This window comes from Streptomyces sp. NPDC107498 (assembly GCF_055582805.1).
In genome coordinates, this window is record NZ_JBVJPE010000021.1 from 32025 (window position 1) to 58946 (window position 26922).

26 protein-coding genes are annotated in these 26922 nt (G+C 73.9%); 16 read left to right on the top strand and 10 right to left on the bottom strand.

Annotated elements, in window-relative coordinates:
* Positions 1-65 precede the first annotated feature (65 nt).
* A complete protein-coding gene (locus ACZ66Z_RS29470; protein WP_469938403.1) occupies positions 66-1013 on the bottom strand; it encodes a Rieske (2Fe-2S) protein in 948 nt (315 codons plus the stop codon).
* 236 nt (positions 1014-1249) lie between these two features.
* Here ACZ66Z_RS29470 and ACZ66Z_RS29475 point away from each other — a divergent pair, with 236 nt between their 5' ends.
* Together ACZ66Z_RS29475 and ACZ66Z_RS29480 are read left to right on the top strand one after the other, a co-directional pair.
* A complete protein-coding gene (locus ACZ66Z_RS29475; RefSeq protein WP_469938404.1) occupies positions 1250-1513 on the top strand; it encodes a hypothetical protein in 264 nt (87 codons plus the stop codon).
* Between the two features lie 281 nt (positions 1514-1794).
* On the top strand, positions 1795-2586 hold the full coding sequence (locus ACZ66Z_RS29480) for a bestrophin-like domain (protein ID WP_469938405.1): 792 nt from the start codon (positions 1795-1797) through the stop codon (positions 2584-2586).
* 22 nt (positions 2587-2608) lie between these two features.
* Here the strand turns inward: ACZ66Z_RS29480 and ACZ66Z_RS29485 are convergent, their stop codons facing one another.
* The gene (locus tag ACZ66Z_RS29485; RefSeq protein WP_469938406.1) at positions 2609-3619 is read right to left on the bottom strand and encodes a zinc-dependent alcohol dehydrogenase family protein; all 1011 of its coding nucleotides are present in this window, start codon (positions 3617-3619) and stop codon (positions 2609-2611) included.
* A 92-nt stretch (positions 3620-3711) separates the two neighbouring features.
* Positions 3712-4107, bottom strand: a complete 396-nt coding sequence (locus ACZ66Z_RS29490) for a nuclear transport factor 2 family protein (protein ID WP_469938407.1) — start codon at positions 4105-4107, stop codon at positions 3712-3714.
* 91 nt (positions 4108-4198) lie between these two features.
* Between ACZ66Z_RS29490 and ACZ66Z_RS29495 the strand changes: the two genes are divergently transcribed.
* Entirely contained in the window at positions 4199-4771 is a 573-nt protein-coding gene (locus ACZ66Z_RS29495) for a TetR/AcrR family transcriptional regulator (RefSeq protein WP_469938408.1), read from the top strand.
* Between the two features lie 124 nt (positions 4772-4895).
* Here ACZ66Z_RS29495 and ACZ66Z_RS29500 read toward each other — a convergent pair whose 3' ends face one another.
* Positions 4896-5855 carry a terpene synthase family protein gene (locus tag ACZ66Z_RS29500; RefSeq protein ID WP_469938409.1) on the bottom strand — a complete coding sequence of 320 codons (960 nt, stop codon included), beginning with the start codon at positions 5853-5855 and terminating at the stop codon, positions 4896-4898.
* 410 nt (positions 5856-6265) lie between these two features.
* Here ACZ66Z_RS29500 and ACZ66Z_RS29505 point away from each other — a divergent pair, with 410 nt between their 5' ends.
* From ACZ66Z_RS29505 to ACZ66Z_RS29535, 7 genes are all read left to right on the top strand, one after another.
* On the top strand, positions 6266-8269 hold the full coding sequence (locus ACZ66Z_RS29505) for an ATP-binding protein (protein ID WP_469938410.1): 2004 nt from the start codon (positions 6266-6268) through the stop codon (positions 8267-8269).
* A gap of 224 nt (positions 8270-8493) precedes the next feature.
* Positions 8494-8901 (top strand): YciI family protein, encoded by a 408-nt coding sequence (locus ACZ66Z_RS29510; RefSeq protein WP_469938469.1) that lies wholly within the window; start codon positions 8494-8496, stop codon positions 8899-8901.
* 8 nt (positions 8902-8909) lie between these two features.
* Positions 8910-10106 carry an RNA polymerase sigma factor gene (locus tag ACZ66Z_RS29515; protein ID WP_469938470.1) on the top strand — a complete coding sequence of 399 codons (1197 nt, stop codon included), beginning with the start codon at positions 8910-8912 and terminating at the stop codon, positions 10104-10106.
* Positions 10107-10346: 240 nt separating this feature from the next.
* Positions 10347-11546, top strand: a complete 1200-nt coding sequence (locus ACZ66Z_RS29520; RefSeq protein ID WP_469938411.1) for a S8 family peptidase — start codon at positions 10347-10349, stop codon at positions 11544-11546.
* 164 nt (positions 11547-11710) lie between these two features.
* Complete coding sequence (locus ACZ66Z_RS29525) at positions 11711-13354, top strand: protein kinase domain-containing protein (RefSeq protein ID WP_469938412.1); 1644 nt, start codon at positions 11711-11713, stop codon at positions 13352-13354.
* Complete coding sequence (locus ACZ66Z_RS29530) at positions 13351-13956, top strand: hypothetical protein (RefSeq protein ID WP_469938413.1); 606 nt, start codon at positions 13351-13353, stop codon at positions 13954-13956. The genes ACZ66Z_RS29525 and ACZ66Z_RS29530 overlap by 4 nt, the downstream gene beginning before the upstream one ends.
* A 354-nt stretch (positions 13957-14310) precedes the next feature.
* Positions 14311-15978, top strand: coding sequence for a TROVE domain-containing protein (locus tag ACZ66Z_RS29535; protein WP_469938414.1), 1668 nt, complete (start codon positions 14311-14313; stop codon positions 15976-15978).
* A 48-nt stretch (positions 15979-16026) separates the two neighbouring features.
* On the opposite strand, the gene ACZ66Z_RS29540 is transcribed toward ACZ66Z_RS29535, so the two are convergent.
* Positions 16027-17601: a serine hydrolase gene (locus tag ACZ66Z_RS29540; RefSeq protein ID WP_469938415.1), complete on the bottom strand. Its 1575-nt coding sequence runs from the start codon at positions 17599-17601 to the stop codon at positions 16027-16029.
* A gap of 97 nt (positions 17602-17698) precedes the next feature.
* Between ACZ66Z_RS29540 and ACZ66Z_RS29545 the strand changes: the two genes are divergently transcribed.
* Genes ACZ66Z_RS29545 through ACZ66Z_RS29555 form a run of 3 tightly spaced genes read left to right on the top strand, consistent with a single transcriptional unit; the run spans position 17699 to position 20017 of the window.
* The gene (locus ACZ66Z_RS29545; RefSeq protein WP_469938416.1) at positions 17699-18658 is read left to right on the top strand and encodes a nitrilase-related carbon-nitrogen hydrolase; all 960 of its coding nucleotides are present in this window, start codon (positions 17699-17701) and stop codon (positions 18656-18658) included.
* A 46-nt stretch (positions 18659-18704) separates the two neighbouring features.
* Positions 18705-19502: a thymidylate synthase gene (locus ACZ66Z_RS29550; protein ID WP_469938417.1), complete on the top strand. Its 798-nt coding sequence runs from the start codon at positions 18705-18707 to the stop codon at positions 19500-19502.
* Positions 19499-20017, top strand: a complete 519-nt coding sequence (locus tag ACZ66Z_RS29555; RefSeq protein WP_469938418.1) for a dihydrofolate reductase — start codon at positions 19499-19501, stop codon at positions 20015-20017. The genes ACZ66Z_RS29550 and ACZ66Z_RS29555 overlap by 4 nt, the downstream gene beginning before the upstream one ends.
* Positions 20018-20068: 51 nt before the next feature.
* Here ACZ66Z_RS29555 and ACZ66Z_RS29560 read toward each other — a convergent pair whose 3' ends face one another.
* From ACZ66Z_RS29560 to ACZ66Z_RS29580, 5 genes are all read right to left on the bottom strand, one after another.
* Complete coding sequence (locus ACZ66Z_RS29560; RefSeq protein ID WP_469938419.1) at positions 20069-21073, bottom strand: HEAT repeat domain-containing protein; 1005 nt, start codon at positions 21071-21073, stop codon at positions 20069-20071.
* A 30-nt stretch (positions 21074-21103) separates the two neighbouring features.
* On the bottom strand, positions 21104-21772 hold the full coding sequence (locus ACZ66Z_RS29565; RefSeq protein WP_469938420.1) for a HEAT repeat domain-containing protein: 669 nt from the start codon (positions 21770-21772) through the stop codon (positions 21104-21106).
* Between the two features lie 99 nt (positions 21773-21871).
* Positions 21872-22408, bottom strand: coding sequence for an NUDIX hydrolase family protein (locus ACZ66Z_RS29570; RefSeq protein WP_469938421.1), 537 nt, complete (start codon positions 22406-22408; stop codon positions 21872-21874).
* A gap of 93 nt (positions 22409-22501) precedes the next feature.
* Entirely contained in the window at positions 22502-22885 is a 384-nt protein-coding gene (locus ACZ66Z_RS29575; protein ID WP_469938422.1) for a VOC family protein, read from the bottom strand.
* A gap of 71 nt (positions 22886-22956) precedes the next feature.
* Positions 22957-23709 carry a GntR family transcriptional regulator gene (locus ACZ66Z_RS29580; protein WP_469938471.1) on the bottom strand — a complete coding sequence of 251 codons (753 nt, stop codon included), beginning with the start codon at positions 23707-23709 and terminating at the stop codon, positions 22957-22959.
* Positions 23710-24002: 293 nt separating this feature from the next.
* Here ACZ66Z_RS29580 and ACZ66Z_RS29585 point away from each other — a divergent pair, with 293 nt between their 5' ends.
* The 3 genes from ACZ66Z_RS29585 to ACZ66Z_RS29595 are packed head-to-tail and all read left to right on the top strand — an operon-like array spanning position 24003 to position 26919.
* Positions 24003-25115 carry an ABC transporter substrate-binding protein gene (locus tag ACZ66Z_RS29585; RefSeq protein WP_469938472.1) on the top strand — a complete coding sequence of 371 codons (1113 nt, stop codon included), beginning with the start codon at positions 24003-24005 and terminating at the stop codon, positions 25113-25115.
* The gene (locus ACZ66Z_RS29590) at positions 25115-26008 is read left to right on the top strand and encodes an ABC transporter permease (protein ID WP_469938423.1); all 894 of its coding nucleotides are present in this window, start codon (positions 25115-25117) and stop codon (positions 26006-26008) included. Before ACZ66Z_RS29585 ends, ACZ66Z_RS29590 begins: the two co-directional genes overlap by 1 nt.
* Positions 25996-26919, top strand: a complete 924-nt coding sequence (locus ACZ66Z_RS29595; protein WP_469938424.1) for an ABC transporter permease — start codon at positions 25996-25998, stop codon at positions 26917-26919. Before ACZ66Z_RS29590 ends, ACZ66Z_RS29595 begins: the two co-directional genes overlap by 13 nt.
* Positions 26920-26922 lie beyond the last annotated feature (3 nt).

Below are 26922 nucleotides of genomic sequence, written 5' to 3' on the forward strand. Positions count from 1 at the left end.
GGGCCCGGCGTCGATGTCCCCACTCGCGCGAGTGGGGACATCGACGCCGGGCCCCCGCCAGCGGCTCAGGCCTCGGCGGTTCCGTCGGCGACGCCCGTACGGAGTCGTGCTTCCAGACGGCCCGCGACGGTCCGCGTCTCGAACGCGGGCTGCGGTGCCGTGGCGGGACCGGTCACGTTCCAGCCGTCCGACAGGCGGAAGGTGCTGCCGTGCCAGGGGCAGCGGACGCAGCCGTCGACGACGGTGCCCTCGGCGAGCGGTCCGCCCATGTGGCTGCACCGTGCGGCCAGGACACGGACCTCACCGTCCGCGTCCCGCACGATCACGACGGGCACCTCGCCGATGCGGCCCTGCCGGGGCCGGCCCTCGGGCAGGGAGACCACCTCGCCGAGGTCGTGCCAGCCCGGCTCGACCAGGTCGGCGACCTCCTCGGCGTGGTTCGCCCCCGCCCCCTGCCGGTACGCCAGATGGCCGCCGATCGCCCCGCCGGTGCCGATCGCGGCGAGACCGCAGAACGCCCACGCCTTCCCGCGCCAGTGGTGCCCGCGGCACCGGGCCGAGAAGGAGGCCGTGTAGAGGGCCACGCCGGTGATGTTCGCGGCGGCGTGGACGAGCCCCACCCGCAGCTGCGGGCGCCGCAGCTCCGCCCAGTCGGTCCAGCCCGACACGGCGGACGGCAGCGCCCCCACCAGGCCCGCGCCGACGAGGTAGCGCGCCGCCCGCCGTTCACCGGGGAGGAGGTCGAGCACGGCCGCCGACAGCCAGGCCCCGACGGGGAGCTGCACCAGGAGCGGATGGACCGGATGCCCGAGCCAGCGGCCGTGGAGGGCGTCCCGGGCCCGGCCGAGCGGAAGGCCCTGCACGGTGCGCCGCAGGGCGTCGACGACCCGGTCGCACCGGGCGGAGTTCTCGATCCGCTCCATCGCCGCCAGGACGCGGCCCGGCCCCTTGGCCGACGGCAGCACCGCGCGGGCGAGTGCGAGGGAACGGCGGGGAATGTCTTGGGTGGCCATGGCTGGCGTGTAACCCGTGGCGCCGCCCGGAAACGGACCCGCGGGGACGGATCCGGCGGGGGAGCGCCCGCGCACGAGCGGGCCCCCGTCGGCCGGGGCGCCGGAACCACCGGGCGCGTGCGCTGCGCCTGCCGATGACGGGCCTTTGTGCAGATAATGCTCGTGTCGCCCTCCGTCGTGCTCTCACGAAGCGGAGCGTCCTGCGGCGAGGAGCGGGATCCGGAGCGGGAGGAGCCATGCTCATCAGGCATCTGGTCGAGGACGGAGTCCTGCACCTGGCACTCCTGCGCGATCTGGACGTCCCCAGTCGTGCCGCGGCCGCCCTGCAGATCGAGACGCTCCTCCTGGCGCATCGACCGCGTCTGGTCAGGATGCAGCTGCCCACCGCCGAGCCCTCGCCCGCGTCGCTCAGCGCGCTCGCGCGCGCCCGGCGGATGTGCGAGGGCCTGGGCATCCCCCTGACGGTCGTCGGCCCCGCCCCGGTCGTCGACCCGCTCTGACGCCCGGGGAGCGCGACCGCCCCCGGGGTTGACCACGTGACCGTACGGCCCCCGAAGGCGACGACGAGGCGGCCGACCGTGCGCGACCGGCCGCCGTGCGGCACCGGGCCCGGCCGCCCCGGAGGCGCGGTCGGCGGCCGTGCCCCCGACGGCGTGAAGTGCCCCGTGCCGTCCCCTCGTTGCGGCAGCGTGTTCCATCGCCGACACGGGCGAGTGATCATTGGCCGTGATCGCCTTCAGGGGCCGGGGGCGACCGCGCGCCGCACCTAGACTCCCCGCACATGTCGCTCTGGCTCCTCAACCACTTCAGCACCTTCACCCTCGCCGTGGTCACCGTCGGCGGGACCGTCGTCCTCGCCGTGGCCGGCAGCGTGCTGCTCCGCCGCAGGTACCCCTCGCTGGCCCGGGGGGAGCACAACGACATGGTCGGGGTGACGCTGGGGATGTTCGGCGCGATCTACGGGATCATCCTCGCCTTCGTCATCGTCACCCTCTGGACCCAGCTGGACGGCACGCAGACCATCGTCGCCAGCGAGGCCACCGACGCCGCGCTCATCGCCCGTGACGCCGCCGCCTTCCCGCCCCCGGTCCGTGCCGACCTCGACGCGGCCGTCAGCGGCTACGTCCACGCGGTCGTCGAGGACCAGTGGCCCCGCATGCGCGCCGGACAGCCGAGCTACGGGGCCACGGAGAGGCACCTCCGGTCCGCCTTCGACGTCCTCCAGTCGTACGACCCGGCCTCCCCGCGCGAAGAGGTCTTCTACGAGCAGGCCGTCGCCCACCTCAACGACGTCGCCGCCCAGCGCCGCGCCCGTCTGAACATGGCCCAGCAGGAACTCCCGCCGCTGCTCCAGGTCCTGGCCTTCGGCGGTGCGATCGTCCTCGTCCCGCTCACCTTCCTCTACGGCATGCGCAAGCTCCGGATCCAGCTCCTCTTCGTCGCCTCCGTCGCCGGCCTCATCGGCTTCAGCCTGCTCCTGGTCTTCGTCCTCGACCGCCCGTTCGCGGGGGACCTGAGCGTGAGCCCCGCCCCGTACCGCGAGGGGGCGCTCGCCCCGTACTGGAACCGGTGAACGGCGGGGCGCGGCGCCGGGGTCAGGAGTGGCTGATGACCACTTTGCCGAAGGCCGTGCCGGTGGCGTAGTGGCGGTAGGCGTCGACGGCCTCGTCGAAGGGGAAGACGCGGTCGACGACCGGCCGCAGCCCGTGCGCCTCGATCAGGGCGTTCATGGCGGTGAACTGGGCGCGGCTGCCGACCGCCACGCTGCGGACGGTCGCGCCGGAGGCGAAGAGGGCGTACGGGTCGAGCGGCGGGGCGGTCCTGCCCGTGAAACCGACGCACGCGATGGTGCCCGCCAGGGCGATGGCGCGGACGGACTCGTGGAGGAGTCCGGCGACGTCGACGATGCGGTCGGCGCCCCGTCCGCCCGTGAGGGAGCGGACCCCGCCGGCCCAGTCGGGGGCGGCCGAGCGGTCGACGACGGCGTCGGCGCCGAGCTCGCGCAGCCGCGCGACCTTGGCCGGGCCGCCGGTCGTGGCGATCACGCGCGCGCCGAGCGCCCTGGCGAACCGGAGAGCGAAGAGGGAGACGCCGCCGGAGCCCTGCACGACGACCGTGTCGCCGGGACTGACCCCCGCTCCGTCGCCGGTCAGCGCGTTCCACGCCGTGACCGCCACGCAGGGCAGGGTGGCGGCCTCCACGTACGTCAGGTGCGCGGGCACGGTCACGAGCGAGTCCGCGTCGACGAGGGCGAACTCGGTGAGCATGCCGTCCAGGGAGCCGCCGCGCTGCGCGAGGTGCTCGACGGCGAAGGGGCCGTCCTGCCAGGAGGGGAAGAGCGTCGCGGCGACGCGGTCCCCGAGGCGCACCGACTCGACGTCCGGGCCGACCGCGACCACCTCTCCGGCCCCGTCGGAGACGGGGACGACGTCCGGCTGGACCGGAAGGACGTAGGTCCCGTCGAGCACCATGAGCTCGCGGAAGCTCAGGGACGTCGCCCGCACCGCCACCAGGGCCTGGCCGGGGCCCGGCACGGGGACGTCGTGCTCGCGGACGGTGAGGCCGGAGAGCCCGGCCCCGCTGTGCGACAGGTGGTAGCTCCGCATCGGTCGTGCCCTTCGTGAGACGTGGGTGGGGACGTGGGTGGCGCGGGGGAGACGGGTGACGGCGGCGGGGGCCGGGCGGCCCGGTCCGGGTCTCACGCGGCGTCGGACCCGGCGGCCGGCGGGACCTCCCCGGCCGTCTTGCCGAAGCCGAGCGACTCGACGATCAGGCCGTCCGTCACGCGCATCACGTTGACGCCCTGCACCCACTGGTCGGGCCCGTCGCCGAAGCGGTAGGCCCACACGATCGTCGCGCGGTCACCGGCCACGATGACCTCCTGCGGGGTGAACCGCGCGGCGTCGTCGTCGACGAGGGCGGTCCACCACTCCGTACGGGCTTCGCGTCCGGAGACCCGCTCCCCGCGCGGCGCGGGCTGGACGCTCTCCACGACGCAGTCCTCGGCGATCAGGTCGGCGAGGAGGCCGGCCTCGCGGTCGGTGAACGCGCGGTTGAAGCGGGCGATGACTTCGGCGGTGGTGCGCACGGACATGACGCCTCCTCGAAAGAGATAGACCGTTCGGTCTACGAGGGCTATAGATAGAACGGTTGATCTACCGTGTCAAGTGCTGCAGAATTGCCGCATGAGCACTTCCGTGAAGCCGGGGCCCCGTGAGCGACTCCTGCTCGCCGCGCAGGAGTTGACCTACCGTCAGGGCGTCGGCGTCGGCGTGGACGCCCTGCTGAAGGAGGCCGGGGTCGCCCGCCGCTCGCTGTACGAGCACTTCGGCGGCAAGGACGGCCTCATCGCCGAGGTGCTGCGCCGCAGCACCGCCGAGGACGTGGGGCGCTACCGCTCCACCATGGACTCCGCGGGGGACGACCCCAGGGCCCGGCTCCTCGCGGTCGTCGACCGGCTCGGCCGCATCGCCGCCGACCCGGACTTCCACGGCTGCCGCTACCTCGCCGCCGACCTCGCGCTCACGGACCCGGAGCACCCCGGGCACGAGGTCACCAGGGAGTACCGGCGCACCCTCCGGGGCCTGTTCGCGGACGAGTTCGCCGCCCTCGGACACGCCCGGCCCGACTTCGCCGCCGACCAGCTGCTCATCCTCGTCGACGGCCTCCTCGCCGCCGGCGCGACCCGCCCCGGCGTCGAGCCCGCCGCCGCGGCCCGCGCCCTGGCCGGACACGTCATCGACGCCGGCCTCGCGTAGGGGGTGCCCTTCGGGCCGCCCCCCGGGAGCGTCTTGCCGATCGGGGGCCACGCCTCGTGCACCCGGGGCGGCAGCTCCATCGGTCGTCGGGCCCCGTCGCGCCGAGCGGCGCCAGAAGGGCGGATCAGTGGGCGTAGCGGCCCGTGTCGATCTCCCAGCGGTGGTAGCCGGCGATCCAGGCGGCGAGCCCGTCGACGTACCGGCGGGCCGCCTCGCGAGCGGCCGGGGGGAGGCCCAGGAGCTCGCATATCTCGGGGACCTCGGACGACAGCTCCACGAAGCGGTCGACCATCGCCTGCGCCTCGCGCATCACTTCGACGGCCGCCTCGTCGGGGGTGCCGCCGAGCTCCTCGCGGACGATCATCACGATGTTGGCGACGTCGCCGCGGGCGATCTCCTGCGCGTACGAGTGCACGTCGTTCGTGAACGACGGTATGTCCGCGGCCAGTTGGCGCATCCGCCGGAAGGACGGATGGTGCAGAACCTCCTGCGGCAGCTCGAACCGGTTGAGCCGCTCGACCATGTCGAAGAGGGTCTCCATGGCGGCCGTGCCCCGGCGGAGCGCCAGATAGCCCTCCCGGTCGGGGAGGCGCCCGGAGAGCCGGCCGGCGGCCTCGGCGGGGTGGCAGGCGAAGTACCACTCCCAGTTGTAGGCGGACCGGGCGAGCCACCGGGCCGACATGCCGCGCACGCTGCGCTCCCAGAGGTCGGCGAAGGCCTGCTCGACGGCGGTACGGGCGCCGGGCTCGGGGCCGTTCCCGTGCAGAAGGCCCGTCAGCCGGGTGCACATCTCGGCCACTCGGGCCGGGGAGCGGCCGAGGCCCGAGTCGAACCGGTCGTCGAAGAGGAAGTAGAAGCCGAGCAGGTCCGCGGCGAGGACGAGGTCGTCGGCGGCGGAATCCGGGCTGGTGAACGCGGCGAGACGGGGCACGTCCCACTTCTCGTACGCCGGCAGGGCGACGGTGACGGCAAGGCCCTCGTGATGGAGGAGCCAGTCCCGGTGGCGCTGTGCGACGGTTGCCCGGTTCGGGTTGCTGCGAGGTGGAAACGGCAGGTCGAGCATGGTGGCGTTGGACACTGGCACCCCCAGGTTCTGATCCCGGGTCATCCCGTGACGCCCCCGGCGCGATCGAAGATTACTTGAATTGATCATCAACTGCCAGGAGTGGCAAGCAGATCGCTTTCAAGCCAGTGGAAGTGTGGCGTCCGGATCGGCCGGGGCGGGGAGCGTCCGACCGGGTGCGAGACCGTCGGCACCTGTCGGCCGTGGGGCCGGGCCGGAAGTCGCCGTATCGGTCGCGCGTTCCCCCGTTCGCCGCGACGGGTGGTTCGTCCCCCGTCCGCGCCACCCGTGGGCGGGGGAGCGCGTTGGGGTTGCCGTGACGCCCGGTGCAGTGACGGTTCTGCATCCGGGACCTGCGGGTTCTGTATCGACTCCCGACCGCGGTGGACCGATGGCGGGAGCGAAGATCTGGAGGGTGCGCGGTGCCGGAGATGCGGAATCGGGACGAGGGACACGGCGCCCGGTTCGTGGCCTGCTTCCGGGACGGTCAGGCCCTGGTCGGACGCGACGGGGAACTCGCCGCGCTCCGGGCCGCCGTGTCCGGACACCGGCTGGTCACCGTGACCGGAGCGGCCGGGACGGGCAAGAGCCGACTGGCCCTGGCCGCCCTCGCGCCGCCCCCCGAGGGCCCCGCGCGGACGGTGGTGCGGGTGCGCTGGCACGACGGGATCCCCGTCGGACGCCGGGCGCTGACCGTGCGGGTCGCCCGGGCCCTGGGCGGCGCCGGCGTGCCCTGGGACGTCGACCGGGCCCTGAGCGACTCGGGCCCGCCCCGGGATCCGGCACCCGCGGAGCTCGCCGCGCCGGCTCGGCCCGCTCCGGCGGGCGAGGTGCTCCTCCTCCTGGACGACGTCGACCCCGTCCACACGGAGTGCATCGGCATGGTCCAGACGCTGCTGATGACCCGGCCGGCGGTACGCGTCCTGGTGACCGCGCGGCGACCGCTCGGCCTCGGGGACGAGCAGGTGGTCCGACTGGCGCCCCTGCCGGTGGAGCCGGCACCCGACCGGCCGGGCGCGTCACCCGCCGCGGAGCTCCTCGTCTCCCGCGCGCGGGAGCGCGGATGGAGCGAGGAACCCGATCCGGCGGCCGTGACACGGGTGTGCCGGCTGCTCGAAGGCGTCCCCCTGGCCCTCGAACTCGCCGCGGGCCGACTGGGGGAGTGGACGATGGAGGAGCTGGCCGCCCACCTGGAGACCGGCCGGTGCCGCCTGTCCGACCCGAACCCCCTCCTGCTGCGGCACCGCACGCTGCGCACCTCCATCGGGGCCGTCCACGCCCTGTGCGAACCGACCCAGCGCAAGGTCTGGCGCCGGCTCAGCGTCTTCACCGGGCCCTTCACGGAGGCGGCGGCGGTCTTCGTGTGCCTGGGCTCCGACCTCGCACCGCACGAGGTGCCCCCCGCCCTGGCGACCCTGAGCGCCACGGGCGTGCTCCGGACGCTCGGGGAGGCGGGCGCGGTGCACCCGCCCCGCTACCGCATGGCCCGGGCCGCCCGCGACTTCGGCGCCGAACGGCTCGCGGCGGCGGGCGAACGGCCGATGACGCGGGACCGCCACGCCGTCCACTTCCGCGGTGTGGCGGCCGTCGCCGAGACCCTGTGGAACACCGGCCTGCAACGACAGGCGCTCCAGACCGTCCAGGACGAACACGACGACCTGATGGCCCTCGTGCACCGCGCCGGCGACGGGTCCGGCCACGCCGAGACGGCCCTGGAGACCATGCTGCACCTGTGGTTCTGGTGGGCGGTCCACGACCACGCCCGGGAAGGCGGCGACCGACTGCACGGACTGCTGCCCCGGCTGCCCGCCGACAGCCCGCTCGTGGCGCGGGGCCGATGGCTCGCGGCCTGGCTCGGCGCGGCGCGGGACCCGCGCACGGCGCACCACCTGCTCTCCCTCGCCTGGCCCGCGGCCGTGCTCGCCGGCGACGACGCCCTCCTCGGCCACATCGCCCATGTGCACGGAACCCTGGCGTGGCGACGGCAGGACCGCGAATCGGCCGCCCGGTACTACCGGCAGGCGGCGGACACCACGCCCAGCGGCGCCCCCTGGGGCCCGCCCCCCGCCGTGAGCCTCGCCGCCCTGGCCGTGGTCCAGGCCCACCACGCCCCCGCGGAAGCGGCCCGCACCGCCCGGCGGGCGCTCGCCCAACCCGGCTGTGCCGACGACGCCTGGGCCACGGCGCTGGCCCACTACGCCCGCGCCTTCGCCGACCACCGCTCCGGACGCACCGGCCGCGCCCGGCACCGGGCCGGCCGCGCCCTGGCGGACCTCGATGCCCGGCTCGACGCCCCGCAGGCCCGCCGTGCCCTGCGCCTCCTCCTCGCCACGACGACGGTCGGCACGCCGACCCAGCGCCCTCGCCCGCACGTCCCCGTACTACGCGACGGAACCAGGTCCCCCTCGACGACGGCGAGCCTGGCCCGACGGTGACCTCCCGCTGCCGGTCCGGGGCCGTCGCCGCCGGCTCCGGACCGCCGCTGACCGGTCCGGACCGCAGCGAAGGCGGGGCCCCGCCACCGCGAGCCCGCGCTCCGACGAGCCTCGCCCACGTCCCGGAAAAATAATTCGGCGACCGATGTCGAGAACCCGCGCCCTGCTCCGTCCCCGCTGTGAGAGCGACCAGAATGGGCCGCACGAGGACCGAGGAGAACATCATGGCCAAGTACCTGCTGCTGAAGCACTACCGGGGCGCCCCGGCCGCGGTCAACGACGTACCGATGGACCGGTGGACGCCGGAGGAGATCTCGGACCACGTGCAGTACATGCACGACTTCGCGGCCCGTCTGGAGAAGACCGGCGAGTTCGTCGACGGCCAGGGTCTCGCCCCCGACGGAGTGTGGGTCCGCTACGACGGCGAGGGGCGCCCGCCGGTCACCGACGGCCCGTTCGCCGAGACCAAGGACCTCATCGCCGGCTGGATGGTGATCGACGTCGACGGCTACGAGCGCGCCCTGGAGCTCGCGGGGGAGCTCTCGGCCGCCCCCGGAGCCGGCGGGAAGCCGATCCACGAGTGGCTCGAACTGCGCCCGCTCATGGCCGCGCCGCCCACCATCACGGAGTGACCACGTCCATGGACGAGGCCCTGCTCCGGAGCCTCACCCCGAGTGTGCTGGCCGTCCTCGTCCGCCGTGGAGCCGACTTCGCGGCGGCCGAGGACGCCGTGCAGGACGCGCTGGTCGAGGCGGTCCGCGTCTGGCGGGCCGACCCCTCCCCGCGCTCTCGTCCGCACTCGGGCGGGGGAGACCCCCTTCGCGATGCCAAGGGCTGGCTGATCACCGTGGCCTGGCGCAAGTTCCTGGACGCGACCCGGGCGGACACCGCCCGGCGTCGGCGCGAGGACCTCGTCGACGAGGAGCCGGCGCCCGGTCCCGTGCCCGCGACGGACGACACGCTCCAGCTCTACTTCCTCTGCGCCCACCCGTCCCTGAGTCCCTCGTCCGCGGTCGCGCTCACGCTGCGCGCCGTGGGCGGGCTGACCACCCGCCAGATCGCCGAGGCCTACCTGGTGCCCGAGGCGACCATGGCGCAGCGCATCAGCCGGGCCAAGCGCACGGTCTCGCAGGTGCGGTTCGACCGGCCCGGCGACGTCGCCACCGTGCTGCGCGTCCTCTACCTGGTCTTCAACGAGGGCTACTCCGGTGACCTCGACCTCGCCGCCGAGGCCATCCGGCTCACCCGGCAGCTCGCGGCCGCGATCGACCACCCGGAGGTGGCGGGGCTCCTCGCCCTCATGCTGCTCCACCACGCCCGCCGCGCCGCCCGGACCGCGCCCGACGGCAGCCTGGTGCCCCTCGCCGAGCAGGACCGCGCCCGGTGGGACACCGGGGCGATCGCCGAGGGCGTCGAGATCCTGCAGGCGGCCCTCGCCCGCGACCGCCTCGGCGAGTTCCAGGCGCAGGCCGCCGTCGCGGCGCTCCACGCCGACGCCCCCACGGCGGAGGAGACCGACTGGGTGCAGATCGTGGAGTGGTACGACGAGCTCACGCGTCTGACCGACAGCCCGGTCGTCCGACTCAACCGCGCGGTCGCCGTCGGCGAGGCCGACGGACCGCGCGCCGGCCTGGCGGCCCTCGCGGAGCTGGACGACTCCCTGCCCCGGTACGCGGCGGTGGCGGCGTACCTCCACGAACGCGCCGGTGACCTCACGACGGCGGCGCGCCTGTACGCCGAGGCGGCGAGGAAGGCGACCGACGTCCTGGAGCGCGACCATCTGACCCGTCAGGCCGCGCGCCTCAACACCCGTCCCGGCACGGACCGGCCCCGCTGACGGGACACCGTCTTCCCGACGGGCACCGCGTCGCTCGATCCTCCGGTGAACGTGACCGTTTCACGGAGGAGTTCGCGGCGCGACGTGTGCGAGGTGGAGGCGATGCGGAGAGGTCATTGAGAAACCTTGTTGAAGAACCCCGTACCCCCGGTTCGCACTTGATTTGCTCCTGCCAATCCGCACAGGGTTCTCTCGAACGTTTGACGCCCCACACGTCAACACGAGGAGAGATCCCTTTTCATGGCAACTCACAAGCGATCCCGCGGTCTTCGGCACGTGGCCATAGCCACGGGCGTGGCAGCCGCCGCCGTCACGGCACTGCTCGCCGGCAATCTCGCCGGGGCGGCCGCCCCGGCCGAAGGGACCGTGCACGGGCTCGGCGCCCCCGGCGCCGTCGACGGCAGCTTCGTCGTCATCCTCGACGCGTCCGCGAACAAGGCGGAGCTCGCGAAGAAGTACGGAGGCACCCTCCAGCGCTCCTACGGCTCCGAGGTCAACGGCTTCTCGGCGTCGGGACTGACCGTCCAGGAGGCCAAGCGGCTCGCCGCCGACCCCGCGGTCGGGACCGTCGTGCAGAACAAGCGCTTCAGCATCGAGGAGACGCAGGAGAAGCCCCCGTCCTGGGGCCTGGACCGGATCGACCAGGCCGTGACGGCCGGCGACGAGAAGTACGCCTACCCCGACGGCGGGGGAGGGGGCGTCACGGCGTACGTCATCGACACCGGCGTCCGGATCACCCACCAGGACTTCGGCGGCCGGGCCGTCCACGGCTTCGACGCCGTGGACAAGGACGACACGGCCGACGACGGCAACGGTCACGGCACCCACGTCGCGGGCACCATCGCCGGCACCGCCCACGGCGTCGCCAAGAAGGCCAGGATCGTCGCCGTACGGGTGCTCGACGACAACGGGTCCGGCACCACCGAACAGGTCGTGGCCGGCATCGACTGGGTGACGAAGAACCACTCCGGGCCCTCCGTCGCGAACATGAGCCTCGGCGGCGGCGCCGACGAGGCGCTCGACGCGGCGGTCCAGCGTGCCATCGCCTCCGGCGTGACCTTCGCCGTCGCGGCCGGCAACGAGTCCTCCGACGCCGGCCAGGGCTCGCCGTCCCGGGTGCCCGAGGCGATCACCGTGGCGTCCAGCACCAAGGACGACCGGCAGTCGGACTTCTCCAACTTCGGCGCGGTGGTGGACCTGTACGCCCCCGGCTCGGACATCACGTCGGACTGGAACGACAGCGACACCGGGGTCAAGACCATCTCCGGGACGTCCATGGCCACGCCCCACGTGACGGGTGCGGCGGCGCTCTACCTGGCGGCCCACCCGACGGCGACGCCCGCCGAAACGGCCGCCGGGCTGACCGGGGCCGCCACCCCGGACGCCATCGAGAACCCCTCCTCCGGCACGGCGAACAAGCTGCTGAAGGTGACGCCGTAGTCGTGCGGTGAGAACCACGGAGGATGGCCCCCGCACCGCGGGGGCCATCCCCTTTTTCTCTTTCCCCCGCCCTCTTTCCCCTTCACCCCTTTCGCCGGGAACCGGCCCGTGGCCAGAATCAGTCCCTATGGGGAAAACTGCCGCGGCGCCGAAGGGGGACGGGGATGAGCGCATGGGTGGTCCCGGGGTACACGGAGTCCCGCGAGCTGGGCGCGGGCGGCAGCGGACGCGTGGCGCTGGCCACCCACGACGCGACCGGCGTACCGGTGGCCGTCAAGTACCTCGGTGAGCGGCTCCGCTCGGACGGGGCGTTCGTCCGCGGCTTCCGTTCCGAGGCCCGGCTCCTCGGCGCCCTCGACACCCCGCACGTCGTCGGGTTCTACGAGTACGTCGAGGCGCCCGGGGGAGCGGCCATCGTCATGGAGCTGGTGGACGGCGTCGCGCTGCGCGCCCTGCTCGCCCGGGAGGGCGCGACCGGACCCGAGGCCGCCCTCGCGGTCCTCAAGGGCTCGCTCCTCGGACTCGCCGCCGCCCACCGTGCGGGCGTCGTCCACCGCGACTACAAGCCCGAGAACGTCCTCGTCGCCGCCGACGGGTCGTCCAAACTGGTCGACTTCGGGATCGCGGCCGGACGGGACAGCAGCCCGGGCGTCGCCGGGACGCCCGCCTACATGGCCCCGGAGCAGTGGAACGGCGCGCCCGCCTCGCCCGCGGCCGACGTGTACGCGGCGACCGCGACCTTCTTCGAGTGCCTGACCGGACGCAAACCCTTCACGGGGGACAACTTCGCCGAACTCGCCCTCCAGCACCTGGAGGCGCCCGTACCCGACGGACAGGCGCCGGAACCGCTGCGCCCGCTCATCCGCCGGGGCCTCGCCAAGGCCCCGCACGAACGGCCGGAGAACGCGGACGCGTTCGTCGGCGAACTGGAGTCGGTCGCCACCGCCGCGTACGGACCGGACTGGGAGGAACGCGGACGGGGCCGGCTCGCAGCGCTCGCCGCACTCCTGCCGCTGCTCTTCCCCTCCTCGGGCGGTACGGCCCGGGGCACGACGGCCCTCGCCACGACGACCCTGCCCGAACCGCCGCCGCGCCTCCGGCGCCGCGTCCCCCACGGGCTGCCCGCGGCCGCGGCCCTCGTCCTGGCGGTGCTCCTCGCCCTCGCCGCACGGGCCGGGGGAGAGGAGGCGGCCGGGGAGGAGGCCGTCCAGGCCGTCGCGACGACGAACACGTCACCGAGCGCCCGCCCACCGACCCCGAGCACGACGCCGACGACCCGGGAACCCTCCCCGTCCTCGGAAACGCCCGAAGCCCCCGCACCGACCGACACGACGACCGGGCCGACCACGACACCCCCGCCGACCACGACGGCACCGGTGGTCCCACCCGCCACGCCCCCCACGACCCCACCGACCACGCCCCCCACGACCCCACCCACCACGCCGCCCACCACCCCACCGACCACCCCGCCGCCGACGCCCCCGGTCTCCGTCACGGCCGCCTCGGTCACGAGCCTGCGCCAGACCGGGCCGACGGACGCGGAGGCCACCGTCGAGATCACGACGGACGGAACCGGCCCGGTGACGCTCCTCGTCGAGTGGTTCACCGGCGACCAGAAGGGCGCGCCCGGCACGCCGGACGGCTCGGAGACCGTCCGGCGCGAAGGGGCCGACCGGTACACCCTCACGCTCCCGCACGCGGTCCGGGGCCCCGGCTGCTACTGGGGAGTGCGCGCGACCACGGACCCCGCCGCCGCGAACGGCGGCTCCCTGCAGCAGATCTTCATCCGGCGGTGTGTGATCACATGAACGACGACGACTACAGCGCCACCGAACTGGGCAGCCACTGGTTCCAGCGCCCGGCACCCGACCCGACCCCCGACCGCGTCGAGGGCGAGGTGCTGCGCTTCGGTCCCGGGGTGACCGCGGCCGCCGCCCGCCGCGCCGGGAACACCCCGACGGCGGCCCAGATCTGGCACGGCACCCTGCCCGGCGCCCCGCCACCCCGCCGACCGCGCACGCGCCGGCTGCTGCGGTACGCGCCCGCGGCCGCGATCCTGCTCGTCGTCCTGGCCCTGCTCGCCTGGCGCGAGTACGGCCCCCGGGTCGCGGTCCGGTCCGTCGGGGTCACCGCCCCCGACGGACCGCTCGGCTGCGACGCCACGGCGAACGTGCTGGGCGTCGTGCGCACCGACGGCCGCCCGGGCACCCTCACGTACCACTGGGAACGCAGTGACGGCACCCGCTCGGCGCCCCTGCGCGAGACCCTGCCCCGCGGCCGGAAGGAGGCCCGCCTCCCCCTCCTGTGGACCTTCCGGGGCCGGGGCACCCACCACGCCGTGGCCCGCCTGGTCCTCACGTCCCCGTCCACCGGGGCAGCGGAGGCCGCCTTCACGTACCGCTGCGGGTGAACCCGGAGGAAGGGGAACGGGACGGCCTCGCGGGGCCGTCGAAGCGGTTCGTCGCGGCTCGTCCTCATGGCGACGGGGGACGGACCGGCCGGAACACCGGTGATCGGCGGCGTGGCGATAATCGCTGGTGCACGGGCCGACGCGCCTTGTACGTTGGCCCCGCGACCGCGCCTCCGATGCGCTCGGCTGCGGCTACTTCCTTCGAATCCACGTGATGCCGCCGCCTTTCCGGATCTCGGTGGGCGCGGGCGCCTCCGCCCCGCCGGACGTCGTGGCCGGGGCCTTCCGAACCCTTGAATCCGGGAGGATTCACTGCCCCGTCACACCCCGCGCGTCTCCAAGGTCTGGTCCGAGATGCTCGTGGCCCCGCACGTCTCCGCGGCCGCCCGCGCCACGCCCCCGGCACCACCACGGCTCCACCACGGGCCCGCCGGACCGGAGTTCCGCACCCACGCGGGCGGCCCGGCCTTCGTCCGGGCGCCCCGCGACGAGCTCTTCCTCCTCGCGGTCGGCAACTTCGTCTCCCAGCGGACCTTCTACGAGACCGGCGCCGAGCGGGACGACCGGTACGCCCGCCTCGTCCGCGAACTCGCCGTCGAGGACCCGGAGTGGACGGCCGGCCTGCTGCGCTGGCTGCGCGCCGAGGGCAACACGCGCACGGCGTCCCTGGTGGGCGCCGCCGCGTACGTGCGGGCCCGGCTCGACGCCGGGGCGTCCGGAGGCCCCTCCAACCGGTCCGTGATCGACTCGGTGCTCCAGCGCGCCGACGAGCCCGGCGCGCTGCTCGCCCACTGGATCTCGACGTACGGGCGGAACGTGCCGCAACCCGTGAAGCGGGGCATCGCCGACGGCGTGCGCCGTCTCTACACGTCCCGGTCCCTGCTCAAGTACGACACCGCCTCCCAGGACTTCCGCTTCGGCGACGTGCTCAACCTGGTGCACGCCTCCCCGGATCCGGTCAAACCGTGGCAGGGCGCGCTGTTCCGGTACGCCCTGGACCGCCGCCACCACCCGGAGCGTGCGGTTCCGCCGCTCTCCGACCCCCTGCTGACGGCGCGTCGGGCGCTGACGGAGACGGCGGCGGACGAGCGGCGGGCCGTGGTGACCGGGCCGGACGGCCCCGCGCGGCTGGCCGCGGCCGGCATGACGTGGGAAGCCCTGGCGGGCTGGCTCCACGCCCCGATGGACGCCGCCGTCTGGGAGGCCGTGATCCCCGCGATGGGCCCGATGGCGCTCCTGCGGAACCTGCGGAACTTCGACGGGGCGGGGGTCTCGGACGAGGTCGCGGCCCGGGTCGCCGAACGGCTCTCGGACGCCTCCGAGGTGGCCCGGTCGCGGCAGTTCCCCTTCCGCTACCTGGCCGCCCACCAGCAGGCGTCGCCGCGCTGGGCGGCCCCGCTGGAACGGGCCCTCGGCCACTCCCTGGCCGACGTGCCCGCCCTGCCCGGCCGGACCCTGATCCTGGTGGACCGGTCCGACTCGATGTTCTGGGACACCGTCTCCGAGCGGTCCGGGCTGACCCGGGCCGACGCGGCGGCCGTCTTCGGCACCGCGCTGGCCGTGCGGGCCGAGCGGGCGGATCTGGTGGAGTTCGGCCGGGGCAGCGCGGAGGTGCCGTTCGCGCCGGGCGAGCCGGTGCTCGACGTGCTGAAACGCTTCCGGAGCATGGGAGGCACCTACACCGCGAAAGCGGTACGGAAGCACTACCGCGGCCACGACCGGGTCCTGATCGTCACCGACGAGCAGGTCGCGCCCCACGACTCCGTCGACCCGACCGAGCCGGTCCCGGCCGATGTCCCGGTCTACACCTGGAACCTGGCCGGACACCGGCCCGCCCACGGCCCCACGGGCCCCCACCGGCACACCTTCGGCGGCCTCACGGACGCCGCCTTCCGGACGGTCGGCCTCGTCGAGGCGGGCCGTGACGCCGCTTGGCCCTGGACGGAGGGGACGGAGGGGACGGAGAGGGCGGAAGAGGCGCCGGGGCCGAGCGCCACGAGCGACGGCCACAGCGCCGCGTAGGAGGAGTCCGGGCTCCGGTCGGGCACGGCGACACACCCATGGGGTGCTTCACGAACCGTTGGCGCGCGTGAACGTGCCCAGGCCCTCGTGGTTCAGGTACTCGACGGTGAAGGACTTCCCGTCCGGGGTGAAGGTGACCCCCGTGGGACCCACCGCGTTCTCGCCGGCCGTCGGGAAGCTGAACGTGTCGCCGTCGTAGTGCGTGAGCCGGTACGACTGCGGCTTCGGTCCCAGCTGGAGCGTCAGGGTGCCGTCCGCTCCCGCGACGACCTTCGCCCGCCCGTAGGAGGAGTTCTCGAACGTGCCCGCGTACGTGTCGGCGGCCTTCGCGGGCGCCGCGCCGGACGGCGGGTGGGCGTAGTCGGTCTTCGACCGGAGCGCGTCCGTCTGCTGCTGGTATATCGCGTCCACGAGCGGGATCCAGTCACGGCTGACCTTGCCGGTCTGCGCGATGTCGAAGAAGTCGAGGGCGACGGCGTCGGCGACGCCGACCGGTGAGGCGTTGGTCAGGACGACGATGCCGAGCTGCTCGCCGGGCAGCATCGTCACGTTGGTGTGCGCGCCCAGCGCGAACGCTCCGGTGTGCGAGAGCCTGAGCCGGCCCTCGTCGTCGTAACTCACGTTCCAGCCCAGGCCGTAGAAGCCGGTCCGGCCGGCCGGGGCGTGCGGCGGGCTCGAGACCGACTCGGGCCAGTGGGTGCGCTCCAGGGCGTCGGCGGGGATGATCTGCTTGCCGTCGAGCTTGCCGTCGCCGAGTTGGAGCTTCAGCCACGTGGTCATGTCCCGGGCACTGGAGCTGACTCCGCCGGCGGGGGACTGGGCGTCCGGATTCCGTACGAACTCGGCCTTCCAGGCGCCGTCGACCTCGGCGTGGCCCCAGGCCCGGTCGGTGGCCTTCGCGAAGTCGGCGAAGCGGGAACTGGTGGAGTTCATGCCGGCCGGCTTGTAGAGCGTGTCGGCGGAGAGCTTCTCCCAGGACACGCCCTTCTCCTCGGCGACCGCCTGAGCGGCGGCCGTGAGGCCGAAGTTGGTGTACGCGTAGCTGGCGCGGAAGGGGGCGAGGGGCTCGTACCGCAGATGGGACAGGATGTACGCGCGGTCGTAGCCGAGGTCTTCGAGCAGGTCGCCCGCGTGGTCGGGAAGGCCGCTGCGGTGCGCGAACAGGTCGGCGGACGTCACGTGGGAAGTGACCCACGGGTCCTTGAGCTTGAAGTCCGGCACGTTCGGGGCGACCGGCTTGGCCCAGCCGTCGACGCCCAGGGCTCCGGCCATGACGGTGGAGGCGACCGGCTTCGACACGGAGGCCAGTTGGAACACGGTGTCGGCGTCGACGGCTGCGCTCTCCCCGACCTTCCGTACGCCGTACCCCTTCAGGTGGATCACCTTGCCGTCGTGGACGACGCCGACGGACACGCCCGGCACGCCGGTGCGCTTCATGGCGTCCTTGACGACCGTGTCGAGCCGGTCGACGGCACGCTTCACCGCCGCGTCGTCGAGCTGGGGCGGGGGCTGAGCGGGAGGCGGCGTGGGCGACGGCGTGGGCGACGGCGTGGGGCCGGGCGCCGCGGCGCCGACGAGCGCCGCCGCCAGCCCCGCCGCGGCAAGCCATCTAACGGTGCTCATGATTCCATTCAAAGACCTTCGTGGGCATCTGTCGCGCGGTGCCGGACGCCGCTCCCCGATCCGGCCCGATCGGCGGGACATCCCCTAGCGTCGGAACATGACTCCCACCCACTCCGGCGTCTGCGCCGGGCCCCGCCGCACCGTGACCGTCGCCGTCGCCCAGGCGGCCGCCCCGCTCTTCGACACCCCGGCCGCGGTGGCCCGGGCCGAGCAGCTCGTCCGCGAGGCCGTCGCCCGGGACGCCGAGGTCGTCGTCCTCCCCGAGGCGTTCATCGGCGGCTACCCCAAGGGGCTGGACTTCGGCATCACGGTCGGCAGCCGCACCCCCGCGGGCCGCGACCTCTTCCGCCGGTACCACGCCGCCGCCGTCGAGGTCCCGGGCCCCGAGACCGAGGCGCTCGCCGCCGTCACCCGGGAACTCGGCTGCCACGCCGTGATCGGCGCGGTCGAACGCCGGGGCGGCACCCTGTACTGCGTCGCGCTCTTCTTCGGTCCCGACGGCTACCTGGGCCTCCACCGCAAGCTCGTGCCCACCGCCGCCGAGCGCTACCTCTGGGGCCAGGGCGACGGCTCCACCCTGACCGTCGTCGACACCGGTGCCGCCCGCCTCGGCGCGGCCATCTGCTGGGAGAACTACATGCCGCTCCTGCGCACCGCCATGTACGCCAAGGGCGTCGACCTGTGGTGCGCGCCGACCGTCGACGACCGCGACGCCTGGCAGGCCACCATGCGCCACATCGCCCTGGAGGGCCGCTGCTTCGTCCTCAGCGCCTGCCAGTACCTGCGCCGCGACGCCCTGCCGGACGACCTCCACCCCGTCCAGGGCGACGCGCCCGACACCGTGCTGATCGGCGGCGGCTCCGTCATCGTCTCCCCGCTGGGGGAGGTCCTCGCCGGGCCGCTGCGCGACGGCGAGGGCGTCCTGACCGCGGAGCTCGACCTCGACGAGCTCGCCCGCGCCCGCTTCGACCTCGACGCCACCGGCCACTACGCCCGCCCCGACGTCTTCGCCCTCCACGTCGACGAGACCGCCCGCACCACCGTGACCAGCGGGTAGCCCGCCCGTCGAGGTCGCCCCGTGACCGGCGGTAGACTCGGCGACCGTGGCGGATACCCAGTACGAAGACTTGTTGAAAATGGTGCTCACCTCGGGGACGGCCAAGGCCGACCGGACGGGCACAGGCACCCGGAGCGTCTTCGGACACCAGCTCCGCTACGACCTCTCGCAGGGATTCCCGCTGGTCACCACCAAGAAGGTGCACCTCAAGTCCATCGTGTACGAGCTGCTGTGGTTCCTCCGCGGCGACTCCAACGTCGGCTGGCTGCAGGAGAACGGCGTCACCATCTGGGACGAGTGGGCCGACGACAAGGGCGAACTCGGTCCCGTCTACGGCGTGCAGTGGCGCTCCTGGCCCACGCCCGACGGTCGGCACGTCGACCAGATCAGCGGGCTCCTCGACACGCTGCGCCGCGACCCGGACTCCCGTCGCATGATCGTGTCCGCCTGGAACGTCGCCGAACTGGACCGGATGGCACTGGCCCCGTGCCACGCCTTCTTCCAGTTCCACGTCGCCGACGGCAGGCTCTCCTGCCAGCTGTACCAGCGCAGCGCGGACCTGTTCCTCGGCGTCCCGTTCAACATCGCCAGCTACGCCCTGCTCACCCACATGGTGGCGCAGCAGGTCGGCCTGGAGCCGGGCGACTTCATCTGGACCGGCGGAGACTGCCACATCTACGACAACCACGTGGAGCAGGTGACCGAGCAGCTCACCCGCACCCCGTACGACTTCCCCGAACTGAAGCTGCGCAAGGCCGACTCGCTGTTCGACTACGCCTTCTCCGACGTGGAGATCGTCGGCTACCGGCACCACCCGGCGATCAAGGCGCCGGTCGCCGTATGAGCACGGGTGCGAACATCGGGCTCATCTGGGCGCAGACGACCGACGGCGTGATCGGCGCCGACAACGCGATCCCGTGGCGCCTCCCCGAGGACATGGCGCACTTCAAGGCGACCACCCTCGGCCGCCCCGTCATCATGGGCCGGAAGACCTGGGACTCGCTGCCCGCGCGCTTCCGCCCCCTGGTCGGCCGCCGCAACATCGTGGTGACCCGCGACGCGGGGTGGACGGCCGAGGGCGCGGAGCGCGCGGGGTCCGTCGACGAGGCGCTCGATCTGGCGGCCGGGTCGCCGGAGCCGGCCGGCGAGGCCCTCGCCTGGGTGATGGGCGGCGGCGAGATCTACCGCGCCACCCTGCCCCACGCCAGGACGCTCTCGGTGACGGAGGTCGACACCGCTGTCGACGGCGACACCCACGCCCCGGCCGTCGATCCCGACTGGCGGATCTCGGAGGACACCGGCTGGCGGGAGTCCACGACGGGCCTGCGCTACCGCATCCGCCGCTACGACCGCCCGTAACCGCCCGGGCACCCCTCGCGGTCGCGTCGGCCGGGACTCGGTCAGGGGCGGTCAGCGCGCCCCGCGCATCCCGAGGATGTACGCGGCGGTCAGCGCGACGGCGCGGTCCTCGTCGCGGGACAGCTCCGTGAGGGCACGTGAGGCGGTGGGGCCCGGGATGTCCGCGAGGGCCTGCGTCAGGCGCCGGCGCGCGGGCGGCCCCGTGGCGTCGTGGGCGAGGCGGTCGACGAGCAGGCCGGTGATCCGGTCCGCGAGCGCGGCACGGCTCGCCAGTGCGCTCAGCGCGTCGGCCGCGGCGACGTCGTTCGCCTCCTCGACGACCATGTCGACGAGCGTCGGGACCGCCTCGGGCACCCCCCGGGCCCCCAGCTCCAGGGCCGTGTGTCTGCGGACCGCGAGGTCGGCGTCCCCGAGGGCCTCCCGCAGCAGCTCGGTCGCCCTGTCCCCCGGGATCTCCGCGAGGGCCCGGACGGCCCGGTCGCGCACCTCGGCCACCGGCGACCCGAGGCCCCGGGCGAGCAGCGGCAGCCCTGCCTCGCCCGAACGCGCCAGCGCCCAGTGGAGGGCGCCGGCGACGCTCGGGTCCGTCTCGCCCAGCGCCGCCTCGACGAGCGCCTCCACCGGCACCGGAGCCTCGTCGGCCGAGGACAGGGCGGCGCGCTGCCGCGTCTCCGGGCTCTTCGACGTCAGCGACTGGAGGAGGGCGACGGTCCGGAGGACGTCGTGCCAGCCGGCGGGCTCCGCGGAGCCGATCCGGCGCAGCCGCGTGAGCAGCTCCGTCTCGGCCGCGATGCGTTCGCGCGTCTGCCGGATGAGGTCCTCGACGAGCGCCGAGGGCGTGAAACCGGGATCGTCGAGCGCGCGCCCCACCTCACGGAGCGACAGTCCCAGGGACCGCAGGCTCTCGATGTGGAAGATGCGCCGGATGTCCTCGTCGGAGTACTCCCGATAGCCGCCGCCGGTCCGGTCCGTCGGCCGCACCAGACCGAGCGCCTCGTAGTGCCTGAGCATGCGGGCACTGACCCCGGAGTACCGGGCCACCTCTCCGATCAGCACGACCCCTCGCTCCTCCCGTCGGTCCGTCCGTCACTCCTCCCGGCCGGTCGGGCCGAGGGCCACGATCCGCTTCGCCTCCTCGATCGCGAAGTCGAAGCCGGCCTGCGGGTCGTGCGACAGCCTCTCCGTGGCGATCGCGTGCCGGCGCACGAGGGGGCGGGGGTCCGACAGCGCGGCGCGCAGGACCGGTGCCCTCGCCTCGCCGAGCGCGATCAGCGCCCGGCTGAGGCTCAGCCACGTCCCGTGTCCGCCCCACCCGAGCCGGGTCGCCAGTACTCCGGCCAGCTCGGCCTCCTCGCCCTCGGGCACGAGGACGACCGCCGCCCGCCAGGCGCTCCGCGCCACCTCGTCGTCGGCGTCGGTCAGGAGCTCCCGCGTGATCGCCGGCCAGGCCCGCCCGTCGCCGATCTTGGAAAGGGTGTGCAGGGCCTGGCTGCGTGCCCGGGGCCGTTCCGAGCGCAGCTCGTCGAGGAGCCGGGGGAGCGTCAGCGCCGGGGGGTGGCGGGTGAGCGCCCAGGTGAGCATCTCGCGGACCTGGAAGTCCGGCTCGACCGCGCACCGCCCGACGAGCTCCTCGACGCACCGCGGGTCCGGTGCCGTGCCCACCGCCAGCGCGGCCCTCAGCCGCACCGACGGGTCCTCGTCCCCGAGCCCCCGCAGGGCCCGTACCGTCTTCGTGCCGTCGTCCGCCATGGTCATCGGGACCACCTCCTCCGCCACAGTGAAGACCTTGTCACCGTGTCAAGGTCAACTGCGGCCGGGCGGACGGTCCTGCGGGGCGCACGGGGCGAGGGGAGCTCAGTAGGTGTGTCCGACGTGGGCGAGGGCCTGCTTCAGGAGCGTCCCCTGACCGCCGGGCATCTCGTTCTGCACGGCGGCGGAGGCCGCTTCCTGCGGGCTGAACCAGAGCAGGTCGAGAGCGTCCTGCCGGGGGCGGCAGTCGCCGGTCACCGGGACGATGTAGGCCAGCGAGACGGCGTGCTGGCGCGGGTCGTGGTAGGGCGTGATGCCGGCCGTGGGGAAGTACTCCGCGACCGTGAAGGGCTGGAGGGAGGCCGGTACGCGGGGCAGGGCCACCGGCCCGAGGTCCTTCTCCAGGTGGCGCAGCAGGGCGTCGCGGACCCGCTCGTGGTGCATGACGCGGCCGGACACCAGGGTGCGGCTGATCGTTCCTTCCGCGCCGATCCGCAGGAGCAGTCCGATGCTGGTGACCTCGCCGCTGTCGTCCACGCGCACGGGGACGGCCTCGACGTAGAGGATCGGCATCCGGGCCCTGGCCGTGTCCAGTTCATCGGTGGTCAGCCAGCCGGGCGTGGTCTCAGTCATGTCAGACATCGCTTGATCATACTTTCCGGGCTGTGTTTCGGCCCAGGCCGCGTGTCCGCCGGCCGGGTGGGAGTTCGGAGCGGCCGTCGTGAGGGGAGACGGTCAGAGGGAGCGGATCCGGGTGCGCAGGAGACAGAACTCGTTGCCCTCCGGGTCGGCCAGCACGTGCCAGCTCGCGCTGTCGTCCTGGCCGACGTCGGTGGGCCGGGCGCCGAGGGCGAGCAGCCGCTCCAGCTCCGCGTCCTGGTCGCGGTCGGTGGGGTTGACGTCGATGTGCAGGCGGAGCTTTCCGGTCCGGGGGTCGTTGCCGGGGCTGAGGAGGAGCGTCGGCTGCGGATCGCCGAGGACGGCGCCGGGCGGCCCGATCTGGATGCTTCCGTCGTCCTCCCGGCCGATCTCGACGTACCCGAGGACCTCGCTCCAGAACGCGGCGAGCCGCTCGGGGTCGGCGCAGTCGAGGGCCAGTTCGGTGATGCGGCATGCCATGCCCGTCAGTGTACGTGCGGAGGGATGATGAGGTGGCGTCAGTTCACGGACGGGCGGCCCTGGTTGGCGCGTCACCTCAGCAGCGCGCCCGGGTCCCGGACCAGCGGGGCCGTGCCCACCGAGTTGCTCACGTTGAAGGTGACGCTCCCCGCGCGGTAGCGGTCCTCCGTCCATTCGATGGGGCGGCCGTCCTGGTTGCTCGTCAGGTGGCGCTGGCGCAGGAGCGGACTGCCCCGGCGGACGCGGAGCAGACGGGCGTCGTCGCTCCCGGCGGGGACGGCGTCGATGAGGTGCTCGCCGTAGTGGGCGACGATGCCCGCGTCCTCGGCCATGCTGTCCATGATCGAGGCGCAGTCGACGGGCAGGGACTCGACGGTGGGCGCGACCCACTCCGCGTACGCCGTGCGCTCCAGCATCACCGGTTCGTCGTCCAGGCAGCGCAGGCGCAGGACGTCGAGGACCGTCGCTCCCTGCGGCAGGGCGAGGCGGCGCGCCTCCTCGGACGTGGCCCGGCGGCGCTCGCGGTGGAGGAAGCGGCTCGCCGACCGGTAGCCCATGGTCCGTGCCCACTGGGCGAAGCTGTGGAGCTCGGCGAAGCTGTGCCGGCGCTCCCTGCGGAGCACGATCCGGCGGGCGCCCTGGCGGGAGCCGATGATCCCCTCCGAGGTGAGCAGGGCGACGGCCTGGCGCACCGTGCCGCGTGACGCGGACCAGCGGTCGGCGAGGTCGCTCTCGGACGGCAGGCGGGCGCCGACGGGGTACTCGCCGCTGAGGATCGAGCGGCGGAGCTCCTCCGCGATCTCCATGTAGAGCGCCGTCACCATGCCCCCGTCTCGCACTTGGCTGCGCACACCACGTCACGGTGCGCGCCGTCCCCGTGCCCACCCTAACCCGACGATCCGGCACCCGGCGGCCCGGTCGGTCCCTCTCAAGTCCGGAGATGACACCTGGGGTTCACCCCAACCGGCTCTTCCGGGAGGCGTCTGGATCCGGCCATGTGCCGTTCATTCTCCGGACAGGAGGCACGGGCGAACTGGGGGCGGCTTGTTCAGACAAGTTCCTTCACTCGCTTCTGGGAGAACCCGTGCGCAGAACCCCCGTCCGCGGCGCCGCAGTCCTGCTCGGCGCCGTCGTCCTGACCACCGTCACCGCCTGTGGCGCCGCTCCCGAGGGCGCGACCGGCGCCGAGGGTGCGAAGTCGGCCACCGCGAAGTCGGCCGAGGACCTCGGAGGCATGGACGCCCTCGTCAAGGCGGCGAAGCAGGAGGGCGCGCTGCACGTCATCGCCCTGCCGCCGGACTGGGCCAACTACGGCGAGCTGATCAAGACGTTCGAGACGAAGTACGGGATCAAGGTCGAGAGCGAGAACCCGGACGCCTCCAGCGCCGACGAGATCGCCGCCGTCAAGTCCCGCAAGGGCCAGAAGCGCGCCCCCGATGTCCTCGACCTCGGCATCGCGTTCGCCCGCAGCGGCGCCGAGGAGGGCCTGTTCGCCCCGTACGAGGTCGAGGCCTGGGACAAGATCCCCGCCGCCCAGAAGGACGCGGACGGCCGCTGGTACAACGACTACGGCGGCTACGTCTCCATCGGCTGCGACGCCCGGCGCATCCCGAACTGCCCGAAGACCTTCGCCGACCTCCTCAAGCCCGAGTACAAGGGCAAGGTCGCCCTCAACGGCAACCCCACCAAGTCCGGCTCCGCCTTCGGCGGCGTGTACGCGGCCGCCCTCGCCGACAAGGGCTCCTTCGCCGACATCCAGCCCGGCATCGACTTCTTCGGCACCCTGAAGAAGAACGGCAACTTCATCCCCGTCGAATCCACCCCGGCCACGGTCGAGAAGGGCGAGACGCCCATCAGCATCGACTGGGACTACCTCAACGCCGGCTACGCCGACCAGTTCAAGGGCAAGGGCGTCGACTGGCAGGTCACCGTCCCGGCCGACGGCGTGTACGCCCAGTTCTACTCCCAGGCCGTCAGCAAGGACGCCCCCCACCCCGCGGCCGCCCGCCTCTGGATGGAGTTCCTCTACAGCGCCGAGGGCCAGAACCTCTGGCTCAAGGGCTACGCCCGCCCCGTCCTGCTGCCGGCCATGACCGCCGACGGCACCGCCGACAAGACGTTCACGGCCAAGCTGCCCCAGGTCGACGGCACCCCCGCCTTCCCGGCCGCCGCCGAGCTCGACAAGGCCAAGGCCACCCTCGCCGAGAAGTGGGACAAGGCCCTCTCCTGATGTCCTCAGCCACCCCCGCCACGGGAACCGCCGGCGGCACCGGCCGCCGGCGGCGCGGCCCGCGCACCTGGCTCGCCGCCCTCCCCCTGATCGCCTTCACCGCCCTCGCCTTCGGACTTCCCCTCGGCGCCCTCCTGTACGGCGCCGTGACCCGCACCGACCCCGCCACCGGCGCCACCGCCCTGACCGGCGAGCACCTCGGCCGCTCCCTCCAGGGCCCCTACCTCGGTTCGCTCCTCGGCAGCCTGCAACTCTCCGCGCTCACCGCCCTGATCGGCTCGGTCCTCGGCGTCCTCATCGCCCAGGCCGTCGTCACCTCCCGGTCCCGGGCCCTGCGCGGCGCCGTCCTCACCGCCTCCGGGGTCCTCGCCAACTTCGGCGGCGTCCCCCTCGCGTTCGCGTTCATCGCGACCGTCGGCATCTCCGGCGTGGTCACCCGACTCGCCGACCTGACCGACCTCGGCTGGAACCTGTACTCCTTCGGCGGCCTCGCCGTCGTCTACCTGTACTTCCTCGTCCCCCTCATGGTCCTGGTGATCGTGCCCGCCCTCGACGGCCTGCGTCCCCAGTGGCGCGAGGCCGCGCAGAACGCGGGCGCCGGCGGATGGCAGTACTGGCGCCACGTCGGCATCCCGGTCCTCGCGCCCTCGCTGCTCGGCGGGTTCGTGCTGCTCTTCGGCAGCGCCTTCGCCGCCCACGCCACCGCGGCCGCGCTCGTCGGCGGCTCCGTACCGCTCGTCACCCTCAAGATCGCGGACGCCCTCTCCGGCAACGTCCTGGTCGGCCAGGAGAACGTGGCGCTCGCCCTCGGCCTCGACATGATCCTGATCGCCGGCCTGGTCATGGCGGTCCACCTCCCCCTCCAGCGCAGGAGCGCCCGATGGCTGCGATGACCCCCACCGCCCCGGACGTCGCCCCGGAGCCCGGGACGCGGACGGCGGACCGGTCCACCGCTCCCGTACGGATCCGGCGCCGCCCCCGCCCGTGGCGCGGCCTCGTCCTCGGCCTCGGCGGCGCCTACTTCCTCGTCCCGCTCGTCGCCTCGTTCGTCTTCACCGTGCACACCCCCGGCCAGGGCGTCTCCTTCGAGGCGTACACCGCGCTGCTCTCCGCCGACGGGTTCACCGAGAGCCTGCTGCTGTCCCTCGGCCTCGCCGCCGCCACCATCACGCTCGCCCTGCTGCTCGCGGTGCCCGCCCTGGTGGCCGTCCGGCTCGGCGCACCGCGCCTGCGGCCGGTCGTCGAGGTGATGTGCACGCTGCCGCTCGTGGTGCCGCCGATCGCGCTCGTCACCGGGATCAGCACCGTACTGCGCTGGGGCCCGGACCACCTGTCGCGGACCCCGCTCTACCAGACGTTCCTCGCGGTCCAGAACGAGGACTTCCCCTTCGTCCTGGTCCTCGCCCACACCGTCATGGCCCTGCCGTTCGTCCACCGCTCCCTCGACGCGGGACTGCGCGCCGTCGACGTCCCCACGCTCGTCGAGGCCGCCCGCAACTGCGGGGCGTCCTGGCCGTACGTCATGCTCCGGGTGGTCCTGCCCAACCTGCGCTCCTCGCTCGCCGGCGCCGCGTTCCTCACCCTGGCGCTCGTCCTCGGCGAGTTCACCACCGCCTCCGTCCTCGGCTTCCGACCGTTCGCCGTGTGGATCGTCTCCATCTCCGGCGCCCAGGCCCGCGTGTCGGTGGCCGTCTCCCTCCTGAGCCTCCTCATCACCTGGCTGCTGCTCCTCGTCCTGTCCCGGGCCGGGACGGCCCCGGCCGGCGCGCCCGGAGCCCCCCGCACCTCCCGCAAGGAGTCCTGACCC